General features: G+C 63.1%; 12 protein-coding genes. 10 read left to right on the plus strand and 2 right to left on the minus strand.

Going from position 1 to position 12,975, the window contains the following annotated elements; genetic code table 11:
* Positions 1-12: 12 nt before the first annotated feature.
* Positions 13-1,080: a LysM peptidoglycan-binding domain-containing protein gene (locus FHS09_RS11455; RefSeq protein WP_183459974.1), complete on the minus strand. Its 1,068-nt coding sequence runs from the start codon at positions 1,078-1,080 to the stop codon at positions 13-15.
* 169 nt (positions 1,081-1,249) lie between these two features.
* Here FHS09_RS11455 and def point away from each other — a divergent pair, with 169 nt between their 5' ends.
* From def to FHS09_RS11505, 10 genes are all read left to right on the plus strand, one after another.
* Positions 1,250-1,756, plus strand: coding sequence for a peptide deformylase (gene def, locus FHS09_RS11460; RefSeq protein ID WP_183459976.1), 507 nt, complete (start codon positions 1,250-1,252; stop codon positions 1,754-1,756).
* A 33-nt stretch (positions 1,757-1,789) separates the two neighbouring features.
* Entirely contained in the window at positions 1,790-2,752 is a 963-nt protein-coding gene (gene fmt / locus FHS09_RS11465) for a methionyl-tRNA formyltransferase (protein WP_183459978.1), read from the plus strand.
* A gap of 3 nt (positions 2,753-2,755) precedes the next feature.
* Positions 2,756-4,063, plus strand: coding sequence for a 16S rRNA (cytosine(967)-C(5))-methyltransferase RsmB (rsmB, locus tag FHS09_RS11470; protein WP_183459980.1), 1,308 nt, complete (start codon positions 2,756-2,758; stop codon positions 4,061-4,063).
* A gap of 25 nt (positions 4,064-4,088) precedes the next feature.
* Positions 4,089-5,474 (plus strand): Trk system potassium transporter TrkA, encoded by a 1,386-nt coding sequence (gene trkA, locus FHS09_RS11475; RefSeq protein WP_183459982.1) that lies wholly within the window; start codon positions 4,089-4,091, stop codon positions 5,472-5,474.
* A 76-nt stretch (positions 5,475-5,550) separates the two neighbouring features.
* On the plus strand, positions 5,551-7,002 hold the full coding sequence (locus FHS09_RS11480; protein ID WP_183459984.1) for a TrkH family potassium uptake protein: 1,452 nt from the start codon (positions 5,551-5,553) through the stop codon (positions 7,000-7,002).
* 101 nt (positions 7,003-7,103) lie between these two features.
* Positions 7,104-8,138 (plus strand): efflux RND transporter periplasmic adaptor subunit, encoded by a 1,035-nt coding sequence (locus FHS09_RS11485; protein ID WP_183459986.1) that lies wholly within the window; start codon positions 7,104-7,106, stop codon positions 8,136-8,138.
* Between the two features lie 105 nt (positions 8,139-8,243).
* Complete coding sequence (locus tag FHS09_RS11490; protein WP_183459988.1) at positions 8,244-8,939, plus strand: ABC transporter ATP-binding protein; 696 nt, start codon at positions 8,244-8,246, stop codon at positions 8,937-8,939.
* Positions 8,936-10,096, plus strand: a complete 1,161-nt coding sequence (locus FHS09_RS11495; RefSeq protein WP_183459990.1) for an ABC transporter permease — start codon at positions 8,936-8,938, stop codon at positions 10,094-10,096. The genes FHS09_RS11490 and FHS09_RS11495 overlap by 4 nt, the downstream gene beginning before the upstream one ends.
* A gap of 58 nt (positions 10,097-10,154) precedes the next feature.
* Positions 10,155-11,303 (plus strand): ABC transporter permease, encoded by a 1,149-nt coding sequence (locus FHS09_RS11500; RefSeq protein WP_246394934.1) that lies wholly within the window; start codon positions 10,155-10,157, stop codon positions 11,301-11,303.
* Between the two features lie 37 nt (positions 11,304-11,340).
* Positions 11,341-11,973 carry a glutathione S-transferase family protein gene (locus tag FHS09_RS11505; protein WP_183459994.1) on the plus strand — a complete coding sequence of 211 codons (633 nt, stop codon included), beginning with the start codon at positions 11,341-11,343 and terminating at the stop codon, positions 11,971-11,973.
* A 15-nt stretch (positions 11,974-11,988) separates the two neighbouring features.
* Here FHS09_RS11505 and FHS09_RS11510 read toward each other — a convergent pair whose 3' ends face one another.
* Entirely contained in the window at positions 11,989-12,888 is a 900-nt protein-coding gene (locus FHS09_RS11510; RefSeq protein WP_343057474.1) for a lysophospholipid acyltransferase family protein, read from the minus strand.
* Between the last annotated feature and the right edge of the window lie 87 nt (positions 12,889-12,975).

A 12,975-nucleotide genomic window follows, 5' to 3' on the forward strand; every position in this document is an offset into this window, starting at 1 on the left:
GCATCTCTTGAATTACGGGTTGCGGACCAGGTCCATGACCTCGAGCGGGCGGTCCGACTCCAGTATCAGCGCCAGGCTCATCTTTTCGAAGCTGCGGAAGACCATCAGCATCCCGGCGTATTCGTCCGGCAGTTTGACGGTGTCGCGCTCGATGCGATCGCGCACCATGGCACCGCGCTTGTAGATGGACAATACGTGACCCGGCTGCAGACCCTCGCGCTCGCCGCGGTTGATCACCACTACATCGTACTTGCCGATGTTAGTGACCCCTTCATCCACGCCGAGGATGACCCCTTCCACCGGTACCGCCGGTGCGCCAGGCTGGAACAGCGCGGCAATTGAGCGCTCCTCCACCGGCAGCAGGCGATCCTCCAGGCGGATTTCGCGGGCCGTGCGGGTCACCTCCATGGTGGCCACGGCGAAATCTTCGCGGTGATCCGGGTCCAGTTGGAAGAGGTCCACCGAGCCCACGTCCAGGGCCTGCATACCCAGGGTTTCCCCGGTGTAGGGATCCACGTAGAGGTCGCCGGGGCGGTAGATGCCGTAGGAAGGCAGTGGCATGCTGAAATCGCCACGGGCGTAGAGTTTGTCACCGGCGCCGATCAGGATGCGCTGGTCGTCGCCGGAAATCACATAGGGAGTGCCCTTGAAGGCATCCGGCCCCACAATCCGCGTGCGGGACAGGAAGGCGTTGATAGCATCCAGGGGAATCGCCGGAATCGCCTGGCCCACCGGCTCGCGGCGCACACTGGGGTAGAGTTTGCTGGCGTCGGCGACGGGAGAGAGCTTGTAGGCGCGCGGGCCGCGCTCCAGGTGCAGCTGCGGCTGGCCCTCGACGTAGACCAGGCGCAGGCGGTCGCCGGGGTAGATCAGGTGGGGGTTATCCACCTGTGGATTCACCTGCCAGATCTCCGGCCAGAACCAGGGCTGGGTGAGGAATTTACCGGAGATATCCCACAGGGTATCCCCCTCCTGCACCACATAGACATCCGGGTGGTCCGGGTTGAGGCGTACATCCTGGGCCTGAAGGCCCAAGGTCACCGCCAGCAGGACAGCGGCGGCCAGAAGAATTTTTTTCATCGAAGCATTCCCATGCTTTTATCGCTTATAATTCACAGCGCCGGTCGCTGTCCGCACAGGGCGGAAAACAGTGAAATACGGTAACGCGGTAGAAACGGCAAAAAGTCCAGCGCGATCATTATGTTATCAGCGCATCTTCCACAAAGACCAGAAGTTTGTCACAGGTGTTATGGCCAAACTCGAAATCCTCGAATTCCCCGATCCCCGCCTGCGCCAGGTCGCGAAACCGGTTGCCGAGGTGACCGACGAACTGCGCCAGCTGGTGGACGACATGTTCGAAACCATGTACGCAGCCCCCGGGGTCGGCCTCGCCGCCACCCAGGTGAACGTGCACAAGCGTCTCGTGGTGATCGACGTGTCCGAGGATCAGAGCGAACCGCTGGTGTTCATCAACCCGGATATCGAGGTGCTCGACCCGGAACACCACCAGTACGACGAGGGCTGCCTCTCGGTGCCCGGCTTCTACGAGACCGTCGAGCGCCCGCGCAAGGTGCGCGTGAAGGCGCTGGATCGCGATGGCGAACCCTTCGCCCTGGAGGTCGAGGGCCTGCTCGCGGTGTGCATCCAGCACGAGGTGGACCACCTCGACGGCAAACTGTTCGTGGACTACATCTCCCCGCTCAAGCGCAATCGCATCCGCTCCAAACTGGAAAAGGCTCACCGCCAGCGCGCCTGACGACCGGCGCGCCATCACACAAATCCCAGGTTTATGACCCGACCTCTGAAGATTGTTTTTGCCGGCACCCCGGACTTTGCCGCCGCGCACCTGCAGGTACTGCTGGACAGCGAACACCGGGTGATCGCCACCTATACCCAGCCGGACAGGCCCGCCGGCCGCGGCAAGAAGCTGCTCGCCAGTCCGGTCAAGCAACTGGCCCAGCGGCGCGATATTCCCGTCTACCAGCCCCAGAGCCTGCGCGACCCATCCGCACAGGAGGAACTGGCGGCCCTGGGCGCCGATGTGATGGTGGTGGTCGCATACGGTCTGATTCTGCCGCAGGTGGTGCTCGACATTCCGCCACTGGGCTGCATCAACGTGCACGCTTCGCTGCTGCCCCGCTGGCGCGGTGCGGCGCCGATCCAGCGCGCCATCGAGGCCGGTGACGCGGAGAGCGGTGTGACCATCATGCAAATGGAGGCGGGGCTGGACACCGGCCCGGTAGTGGTGGAGAGCCGCTGCCGGATCGCGCCCGCGGACACCGGCGGCAGTCTGCACGACAAGCTGGCGGAGCTGGGCGGCCCGGCGCTGTTGCGGGCGCTGGAACAGCTCGCCGCCGGCTCCGCCGAACCCCGGGTCCAGGACGACAGCGCCGCCACCTATGCCGGCAAGATCAGCAAGGAGGAGGCGCGCATCGACTGGCAGCGCCCGGCGGAGGAACTGGAAAAGCAGATCCGCGCCTTCAATCCTTTCCCTGTGTGTTGGACTACTTTTACCGACGACAGGGGCGAGCAGCGCCTGCGCATCTACAAAGCACAACTGGAGCGCGGCTGCCACGGCGATGCGCCCGGTACCATTCTCGGCGTCGACGACGAGGGCATTCTGGTAGCCTGTGGCCGCGAGGCGCTCCGCCTGCAGTCGCTGCAGCTGCCGGGCAGGAAGGCGCTGCCGGCAGCGGAAATCCTCAAGGGCCACCGCGAGCTGTTTGCCCCCGGCAACCGGCTGGGGCAATAAAGGGTGGCCGCAGATACGCGCGCAGCGGCCGCGCAGGTAATCGCCGCCCTGCTCGACGGCCGCGGCTCCCTGTCGAAACTGCTGCCACAGGCGGAAGCCCGCACTTCCGAGCGCGACCGCCCGCTGCTGCGCGAGCTCTGTTACGGCTGCGCGCGCACCGCGCCGCGCCTGCAACTGGTGGCCGACAAATTGTTGCGCAGGCCGCCGGCAGATAAAGAGATCAGCGCACTGGTACTGCTCGGCCTCTACCAGTTGGAATACACCCGAATCCCCGACCACGCCGCCATCTCCGCCACGGTAAACGCCGCGCGCCAACTGGAACACCCCCACGCCACCGGCCTGATCAACGGCGTGCTGCGCAATTACCAGCGCAGCCGCGAACAACTGGAGAGGAAACTCTCCGGCAATCCGCAGTTCAGCTCCGCCCACCCGGCATGGCTACAGCAGCGTATTAAAGCCGCCTGGGGAGACAGCGCGCGGGAGATTTTCCGGGCCAACAACGCCAACCCGCCGATGACCCTGCGGGTCAACACCGCCTTGGTCACTGTCGCCGACTACCTCGCCCGGCTCGAACAGGTGGGAATCGCCGCGCGCCCCTGCGCCGTTTCGCCGGTGGGGATCACCCTGGAGGCGCCCCGCGCGGTGCAGGAACTGCCGGGCTTCGAGCAGGGGCTGGCGAGCGTGCAGGACGAATCCGCCCAGCTGGCCGCGTTGCTGCTGCAACCCGGCCCCGGCGAGCGGGTGCTGGACGCCTGCGCTGCCCCCGGCGGCAAGACCTGCCACCTGCTCGAACAGCAGCCGGACCTGCAGCTCAGCGCACTGGATATCGAGGAGGAGCGCCTGGACCGGGTAGCGGAGAACCTCTCCAGAATCGGCGCCAGCGCGGAACTGATCTGCGCCGATGCCGCCGAGCCGGATGCCTGGTGGGACGGCCAACCCTTCGACCGTATACTGCTGGACGCGCCCTGCTCCGCCACCGGCGTGATCCGCCGCAATCCGGATATCAAGCTGCTGCGCCGGGAGACGGATATTGCAGAGCTGGCGGCGCTGCAGGCGAAAATCCTGCGCTTTCTGTGGAAGCTGCTCAAGCCCGGGGGCACCCTGCTCTACGCCACCTGCTCCATACTGCCGGAAGAGAATGCCGGGGTGGTCGCGGGATTCGTTGCGGCGACCCCTGATGCGCGCGACAATACGCCGCAGCAACTGGGCGGAAAACCCTGGGGCGAACCGCAGGCGGCGGGTGTGCAGCTGTTCCCCGAGCCCGAAGGTGGCGACGGTTTCTACTACGCTCTGTTGAACAAAGCCGAATAAAAGGCCAGCTCGGGCCAATCATATTATGAAGATCGTAATTCTCGGCGCCGGCCAGGTGGGCGGTTCGCTGGCGGAGAGCCTGGCCTCGGAACGCAACGATATTGTGCTTGTGGACACCGGGGAAAAAGCCCTGCGCGAACTGCGCGACCGGCTCGATATCGCGGTGGTGCAGGGCCACGCCGCCCACCCGGATATCCTGCTGAACGCCGGCATCGAGGACGCCGATATCCTGGTGGCGGTGACCAACAACGACGAAACCAATATGGCCGCCTGCCAGGTCGCCCACTCGCTGTTCCGCGTGCCCACCAAGATCGCCCGCGTGCGCGCTGCCTCCTACCTCAAGTATCCGCAACTGTTCGACCCCCAGTCCATCCCCATCGACGTGCTGATCAGCCCGGAGCAGCTGGTCTCGGAATATATCTCGCGACTGATCGAGCACCCGGGCGCGCTGCAGGTGCTGGACTTCGCCGACGGCCGCGTGCAGCTGGTGGCGGTGCGCGCGGTGCAGGGCGGCCCGCTGGTGGGGCACCAGCTGCGCTATCTGCGCGAACATATGCCCCGGGTGGACACCCGGGTGGCGGCCGTCTACCGGCGCAACAACCCGATCATTCCCCAGGGCGACACGGTGATCGAGGCCGGCGACGAAGTGTTTTTTATCGCCGCGCGCGCGGATATCCGCGCGGTGATGAGCGAGCTGCGCCGCCTGGAGCAGGGCTACAAACGCATCACCATCGCCGGCGGCGGCAATATCGGCCTGCGCCTGGCGCACAAGCTGGAAAACCGCTATTCGGTAAAAATCATCGAGCAGGAGCACGCGCGCTGCGTGGCTCTCTCTGAGGAGCTCTCCAACAGCATCGTGTTGCACGGTGGCGCCTCGGACCAGGACCTGTTGCTGGAGGAGAGCATCGACGACACCGATGTGTTTCTCGCGCTCACCAATGACGACGAGGCCAATATCATGTCCTCGCTGCTGGCCAAGCGGTTGGGCGCGCGCAAGGTGATGACCCTGATCAACAACCCCGCCTATGTGGACCTGGTGCAGGGCGGCGATATCGATATCGCCATCTCGCCGCAGCAGACCACCATTGGCACCCTGCTCACCTATGTGCGCCGCGGCGACATGGTCAATGTGCATTCGCTGCGCCGCGGCGCCGCCGAGGCCATCGAGGTGATCGCCCACGGCGACAGCCGCACCTCCAAGGTGGTGGGCAAAAGGATCGAGGACATCGACCTTCCGGAGGGCGCCGCCATCGGCGCCATAGTGCGCGAGACGGAGAGCGGCAGCGAAGTGCTGATCGCCCACGACGATGTGGTGGTGCATACCGACGATCATGTGATCGTCTTCCTGGTGAACCGCCGCCATACGCGCCATGTGGAACAATTGTTCCAAGTGGGCTTTAGTTTCTTCTAACAAATTGTACGGGCCTCTGTGTAGGAGCGGCCGCTCCTACAGGAGTAGGCAGTTAACAAAAGGCTGAATCGTCTCGATGCGGATAGCGGTCATTGCGCGGATTTTCGGAATTCTTCTGACGGTGTTCAGCCTGACCCTGCTGCCGCCGATCGGCGTTTCCCTGTGGTACGACGATCACACTCACACCTCCTTCGTCATCGCCTTCGCCATCACCCTGGTCACCGGGCTGTTTATGTGGCTGCCGGTGCACGATCTCAAACAGGAGTTGCGCACCCGCGACGGCTTCGTGGTGACCTCCCTGTTCTGGCTGGTACTGGGCAGCTTCGGCGCCCTGCCCTTTATTGTCAGCCCGCAGCCAGCTTTGAGTATTACGGATTCGATTTTCGAATCCGTTTCGGGGCTGACCACAACCGGCGCTACCACCATCACCGGGCTGGATACCCTGCCGCCGGCAATTCTCTACTACCGGCAGCAGTTGCAGTGGTTCGGGGGTATCGGCGTGATCGTCATCGCTCTGGCGATCCTGCCCATGCTGGGGATCGGCGGCATGCAGCTGTACAAGGCGGAAATTCCCGGGCCGGTGAAAGACACCAAGCTGACCCCGCGCATCGCCGAGACCGCGCGCGCGCTGATGGTGATCTATATCATTCTCACCATCCTCTGTGCCCTGGGCTACTGGTGGGCCGGCATGACGATATTCGATGCGGTGGGCCACTCCTTTTCCACCGTGGCCAACGGCGGCTTCTCCACCCACGATGCCAGTATGGGATTCTTTGCCAACAACCACGCGATCATGCTGGTCTGTATTTTTTTCATGCTCGCAGCCGGTATCAACTTCGGCCTGCACTTTTTCGCCTTTCACAATCGCAGCCTGCGCCACTATTGGCGGGACTCCGAATTCCGCTTCTACATCATCCTCACCGTGTCGGCCGCGCTGCTGATCAGCAGCTACCTCTGGCTCCGGGGGGTGTTCGGCCCCGAGGGAAGCTTTCTGCACGGTGTCTTCCAGGTGGTCTCCATCGGCACCACTGCCGGTTTCGGCTCGGAAAGTTTTTACGCCTGGCCCGCCTTCCTGCCCTATGTGCTGCTGATCCTGGGCTTCATGGGTGCCTGCGCCGGCTCCACCTCCGGGGGCATCAAAATGATACGCATTATGCTGATCGTGAAATCCGGCCTGCGCGAAATGGACCGCCTGGTGCACGCCAACGCGGTGGTGCCCATCAAGGTCAATCGCAAACTAGTGCCGGAGCGGGTGACCGACGCGGTGTGGGGGTTTTTCGCAGTCTATGTTCTGTCGTTTTTCGTGCTCACGATGGTCGTGATGGCCACCGGTGAGAGCTTCGAAACCTCCTTTTCCACTGTGGGCTCCTGCCTGGGCAATATCGGCCCGGCCCTGGGTGAGGCGGCGGCCCACTACGGCGACGTTAACGGGGTGGCAAAATGGTTCCTGATCCTGGCGATGCTGATGGGGCGCCTGGAGATTTTCACCCTGCTGGTACTCTTCACGCCCGCTTTCTGGCGCCATTAATCGCAAAGCCCCCACACGTCGCCGCGGTGCGATAGTCAAGGTAAGTTTTTTCTGCCAAAGTAGATAGTTACCGGGAAGTAACTAATAAGAACAAGGCAGTAATGGCAAAGAACACCAGCGAGCTCCTCGGCCAGCTGAAAATTGACCGCGACGCGGTCCCCGAGACGAGCACCCTATCCTCACGCACTATCGTCGTCGCCGCCAGTATCGGAGTCGCGGCGGGCATACTGGTGGGCGTCCTGGCCACCGCTCAGTTTACCGGCGAGGCGCCTGAACCGACGCCGCAACAACCCGTCATCGAGTCTGCCTCCACCGCGGCACCCGTCGACCTGCCCGCGCCCTCCGCACAACGGGAAACCGTGCTCAACGCCTCCGGCTATATTACCCCCCGACGTGTGGCCACAGTGTCCGCGGAAGTCATGGGCCTGATCGCCAGTGTGGATGTCGAAGAGGGCATGCAGGTGGCCGAGGGCCAGGTGCTGGCGCGCCTGAACGACGCCAAGGCGCGGGTGAACCTGGATTTTGCCAAGGCCCAGGTCCGGGTGCTGGAAGCCAGAGTGGCAAGTATCGGCGCCGAGCTGGCCGAGGCCCGGCGCCAACAGGTGCGCCATGCGGGGCTGATCGACAAGCACTATTCCAGCCGCGCCGAGCTCAGCCAGAGCGAGGCCGCGGTGGAAAGCCTGGAGGCACAATTGAAAAGCGCCCAGGCGGATATCCAGGTGGCCCGCCTGGAAGTGCAGCGGCAACAGGAGCGGCTGCAGGACCACACCATCCGCGCACCCTTTGCCGGCGTGGTCACCCAGAAAAATGCCCAGCCCGGCGAGATAGTCGCCCCCACCTCCGCCGGCGGCGGTCACACCCGCACCGGCATCTGCACCATCGTGGATATGGATTCCCTGGAGATCGAGGTGGATGTAAACGAGGCTTTTATCGGTCGCGTCTCCGCGGGGCAGAAGGTGAGCGCCAACCTGGACGCCTACCCGGACTGGGATATTCCCGCCACCGTGGAGGCGATTATCCCCACCGCCGACCGCGCCAAGGCCACGGTGCGGGTGCGTATCGGTATCGATGAGAAAGACCCGCGCATCCTGCCGGATATGGGGGTCAAGGTAGCTTTTTTGGGGAATAGCGAATAACCATGTGGGAGCCTACCCAAGGCGATATTTTTCAGCTTGCAGTAATTCGCCTGCAGGGCAGGCTCCCACAAAAAATATTGATAAAAACACTGGAGGGATTTGGCGATGTCGCAGGACGTACTGTTTCAACTCAACGGAGTCAGCAAGAGTTTCGTCAAGGGTAAGGAAAAAATTTCCATCTTCGACGATCTCAATATGACCATCGAACGCGGCGATTTTCTCGCCATTATGGGCCCCTCCGGCTCCGGCAAGACCACACTGCTAAATATGCTCGGCGGCGTGGACCAGCCGAGCGGCGGGGAAATCTGGTTCGACGGCGCCCGCATCGACAGTCTCAGCGAGGGCGAACTCACCCGCTGGCGCGCGCACAATATCGGCTTTATCTTTCAGTTCTACAACCTGATGCCGATGCTCAACGCAGCGCGCAACGTGGAACTGCCGCTGCTGCTCACCAAACTCTCCAAGACACAGCGCCGGGCCAACGTGGAAACCGCCCTGACGCTGGTGGGTCTCAGCGATCGCGCCAAACACATGCCCAGCGAAATGTCCGGCGGCCAGCAACAGCGGGTGGCCATCGCCCGCGCCATCGTTTCCGATCCCAAACTGATTCTGTGCGATGAGCCCACCGGCGACCTGGACCGGGAAACCGCCGACGAAATCCTGGAAATGCTCCAGCTGCTCAACCGCGAGCACGGCAAGACCATCGTCATGGTCACCCACGACCCGGCGGCGGCCCGGTACGCCAGTCAGACACTGTACCTGGACAAGGGCAAATTCGTGCAGAGGGAAGTGGCGGCATGAACGATCTCTACTTAATCTACAAAAACATGACGAGAAAGCCGTTGCGGCTGTTTCTCACCTGTTTCGCCATCTTTATCGCCTTCCTGATTTTCGGTGCGGTCACCACCCTGAAAAGCGCGCTGGACGCCGGCATCGACCTGGCCGCGGACAACCGCCTGGTAGTGGTCAACAAGATCAACTTCACCCAGCCGCTGCCGATTGCCTACGCGCAAAAGGTGGCGGCGGTGGACGGCGTAGAGAATGTCACCTACGCCAACTGGTTCGGCGGCTACTATCAGGAGCCGCGCAACCAGATAGTGGCCATGGCAGTGGAGCCGGAGAGCTGGCTGCAGGTATACGAGCGGGAAATCGTGTTGTCGCCGGAACGGCGCGCCGCCTGGCTGGGCAACCGCCAGGGCGTGATCGTCGGCGAAAGCCTGGCGCAGCGCCTGGGCTGGAAGATCGGCGACCGGGTGCCGGTCTCCTCCAGTATTTTTTCCCACAAGGACGGCGGCCACACCTGGGACTTCGTAGTGGAGGGTATTTTTACCGGCAGCGACCCGCAGCACGACACCAATAGCATGTACCTCCATTTCAAGTACTTTATGGAGACCCAGAGCTTCGGCGGCGAGTGGATAGGCTGGATCACCCTCACCACTGCGGACGCGGCGCAGAACCAGCGCATCGCCGACGCAATCGACGACGGCTTCGCCAATTCACAGGCGGAAACGGATACCAGCACCGAAGAGGCTTTCAGCAAGGCGTTTATCGAACAGATCGGCAATATTGGCCTGATCATCTTCGGCGTGGTGTTCATGGCTTTCTTCACCATACTGATCCTGGTCGGCAACACCATGGCCCTGGCGGTGCGCGAGCGCACCGGTGAGATAGCCGTGCTGAAAACCCTGGGCTTCCCCGCCCCGCGCATTTTCAAAATGGTTCTGACGGAGTCCCTGCTGATCGCCCTGATCGGCGGCCTCGCCGGCCTGGGCGCCGCCTGGCTGATTATCGAAGGTGCCAAGGGCACCATGGCCCAGTTCCTGCCCAACCTGATGCTGGATTCCGGCATAGCCCTGCAGGCGCTGCTATTTATGCTGCTGCTGGGGCTGATCACCGGGCTGCTGCCGGCGCTCAACGCGCTGCGCCTGAATATCGTCACTGCATTCAATCGGGGGTAAGCCAATGAGATCTCTTATTTCGCGCTCTTTGTTTACACAGACGGCCGCGGTTACGGTGATGAATATCCGCAGCCTGCCCCGGCGCCTGTGGATGTCCCTGGCCATGGTGCTGGCCAGCGCCGTGGTGGTGGCCATACTGCTCGCCTTCCTGGCCATGGCCAAGGGGTTCGAGGCCACCATGAGTGGCGCCGGCTCGGACGCCGTGGCGCTGATGATGCGCGAGGGTTCCCAGGCGGAGCTGAACAGCGTGATCAGCCGCGACCAGGTCAACCTGGTCGAGGAAGCGCCCGGCATAGCGCGGGACGCGGAGGGCCCGCTGGTGTCTCCCGAACTCTATGTGATAGTCGACGGCATCAAGAAAAGCACCGGCAGCAAGGCCAATATCCCCCTGCGCGGCCTGGACAAGCGCGGCATGGCCATGCGCGGCAACATGCAGTTGCTGGAAGGCCGCATGTTCACCCCCGGCACCAACGAGATGATCGTAGGCAGCGGCATACTGCGCGAGTTCGACGGCTTCCAGCTCGGCAACGAGATACGCTTCGGCAAAAATGTGTGGACGGTGGTGGGCGTTTTCTCCACTGGCGGCAATGTGTTCGAAAGCGAACTCTGGGCGGATGCCAAGATGATCCAGAGCCACTACAACCGCGGCAGCAGCTACCAGACCATCCGCGCGCAACTGGAAAATCCCGGCGACCTGGAGCCGCTCACGGCGTATTTCGATACCGAATCGCAGCTTAATCTGGAACTCAAGACCGAGGCGGACTACTTCGCCGAACAGGGCAAGCAGCTGCAGTACATGGCCATTTTCGGCCGCGTGATCAGCTTTATCATGGCCCTGGGCGCCCTCGCCGGCGCACTCAATACCATGTATACCTCGGTGGCCGACCGGGCGAAGGAAATCGCCACCCTGCGCACCCTGGGTTTCAGTAACTTCTCCGCCTTCTGCGGCACCATCGCCGAGGCATTGGTGCTGGCCATCGCCGGCGGCCTGTTGGGCTCCCTGGCCGCCTTTGTATTCTTCGACGGCATGAACGCCTCCACCCTGGGAGGCAGTTTTACCCAGGTGGTGTTCAGCTTCGAGATGTCGCCGGACCTATTTGTGCAGGGCGCGGTTCTGGCGCTGCTGATCGGCTTTGTCAGCGGCTTCTTCCCCGCCTGGCGCGCGGCGCGGATGCCGGTGATCGTGGCATTTCGCAACGCAGCATAATTGACGCTGGGGAGAAGGTTGGGGAGAGGGGAAGCCGATGAGTGATGAGTTGATTCTCTATGCCGCCAAAGGCGGCGGCTCCGCGATAGTGGAGGCGCTGCTCACGCTGGCGGGTCAGAAATACCAGGTTAGATATTTTTCCTGGGAACAGCTGCCTGACAAGGAGCTGCTGGCGATAAATCCGCTCGGCGAAATCCCTGCCCTGCGTCTGGCGAACGGCGAAATCCTTACCGAGACCGCGGCCATTACGCTGTGGCTGGGAGACCGCTTTCCCAGTTGTGGGCTGGTGCCACCGGCGGACGATGCGCACCGCGCGGAATTCTTGCGCCGCCTGGTGTGGCTGGTGGCCGCCGTCTACCCCACCTTTACCTACGGCGACCATCCGGAACGCTTTGTGGCCAACGACGAGGGCGCGCGCCAGCTGCGCGAGTCCACCGAGCAGCGCTGCCAACAACTGTGGCGCCAACTGGAAGCGGAGCTGGACGGCCCCTGGGTCTGCGGGAACGAGATGACCGCGCTGGATATCTTTGTGGCAGTAATGAGCAGCTGGCGCCCGCGGCGGGAGTGGTTTGCGCGGGAGTGCCCGAAGCTGTTTGCGATTGCCCGACGGGTGGACCAGATCGAAACGCTGGGAGAGATACTGCGCCGCAATGAGCTGCTGCCCTCCTGATCAGCTCCGGTTTTTCTATCTGGGGTTTTTCTTGTAAATGCTGCTTTTTCCTTCCGGCTGCTGCCGGAACCGCTTGTACTCCCACTGATATTGCTCCGGCGCCTCAGCGATACAGGCTTCCACGCCCCGGTTGAGCGCGGCCAGGGAGACTTTCTGCTCCTCGCTGTAGATCGCCTGCTCGGCGGGCTGGAATATCAGTTCGAAGCCGCCGCTTACCCGCTTGCCGAAACCGAACACGCAGCGGCAGCCGGTGCGCCGGATCAGGTTGTGGGCCAGGGTCATGGTCAACGCCGGCTTGCCGAAGAAGGGCGCGAAGTCGCCGCCGCTGGTGTCCGGTTCCTGGTCCGGCAACACCATCGCGATACCGCCGGCCTTCAAAGCCTTCAGCAGCGCGCGCACGCCGCGCACGTCGGTGGGCATCATCTGCACACCGGTGGCCTCCCGGCCCGCGCGGATCAGGGGGTCCAGCGCGGCGATTTTCGGCGGTGCGTAGAGGGCGGTGCAAGGCCCCAGGGTGGCCAGGTACATGCCGAAGATTTCCCAGTTGCCGGTGTGAGGCATCAGTACCAGCACCCCCCGCTTTTCATCCACCCGGTCGCACAGCAACTGCTGGTTGCGCACCCGCACTATCTGGTCCTCGCTGCGGCTCCAGGGCTGGTGCCAGATGGTGGCCACCTCGAAACCGGTCATGGCGGTGTTGATCACGCTGCGCCGCGCCAGCTTCTCCCTTTCGCCGGCGCTCTTGCCCGGGTAGCAGAGTGCCAGATTGATACGGCTGATGTGCAGGCTGTCGCTGCGGGTCAGCACCGCCAGCTGGCCGAACAGCCAGCCCAGCCGGCGCGACCAGCGCAGCGGCAACTTCCCAATCAGTTTCAGCACGGCAACCGCCAGCCGGCCCTTGATATCCAATGTCACTACTTCCTTTGCCACCAGGCCGGCTAACTATCGGCCTTTTTTCAGTATCGTCAAGATTTGTGCGACCCGGGCGCCTTTAGTGCGTCA

This window comes from Microbulbifer rhizosphaerae, from assembly GCF_014191725.1.
GTDB lineage: Bacteria > Pseudomonadota > Gammaproteobacteria > Pseudomonadales > Cellvibrionaceae > Microbulbifer > Microbulbifer rhizosphaerae.

Excerpts from the sequence above, each read along its gene's own strand:
- FHS09_RS11455 (WP_183459974.1), bottom strand. The coding sequence starts at position 1,080 with ATGAAAAAAATTCTTCTGGCCGCCGCTGTCCTGCTGGCGGTGACCTTG.
- def (WP_183459976.1), top strand. The coding sequence starts at position 1,250 with ATGGCCAAACTCGAAATCCTCGAATTCCCCGATCCCCGCCTGCGCCAG.
- fmt (WP_183459978.1), top strand. The coding sequence starts at position 1,790 with ATGACCCGACCTCTGAAGATTGTTTTTGCCGGCACCCCGGACTTTGCC.
- trkA (WP_183459982.1), top strand. The coding sequence starts at position 4,089 with ATGAAGATCGTAATTCTCGGCGCCGGCCAGGTGGGCGGTTCGCTGGCG.
- FHS09_RS11480 (WP_183459984.1), top strand. The coding sequence starts at position 5,551 with ATGCGGATAGCGGTCATTGCGCGGATTTTCGGAATTCTTCTGACGGTG.
- FHS09_RS11485 (WP_183459986.1), top strand. The coding sequence starts at position 7,104 with ATGGCAAAGAACACCAGCGAGCTCCTCGGCCAGCTGAAAATTGACCGC.
- FHS09_RS11490 (WP_183459988.1), top strand. The coding sequence starts at position 8,244 with ATGTCGCAGGACGTACTGTTTCAACTCAACGGAGTCAGCAAGAGTTTC.
- FHS09_RS11495 (WP_183459990.1), top strand. The coding sequence starts at position 8,936 with ATGAACGATCTCTACTTAATCTACAAAAACATGACGAGAAAGCCGTTG.
- FHS09_RS11500 (WP_246394934.1), top strand. The coding sequence starts at position 10,155 with ATGAATATCCGCAGCCTGCCCCGGCGCCTGTGGATGTCCCTGGCCATG.
- FHS09_RS11505 (WP_183459994.1), top strand. The coding sequence starts at position 11,341 with ATGAGTGATGAGTTGATTCTCTATGCCGCCAAAGGCGGCGGCTCCGCG.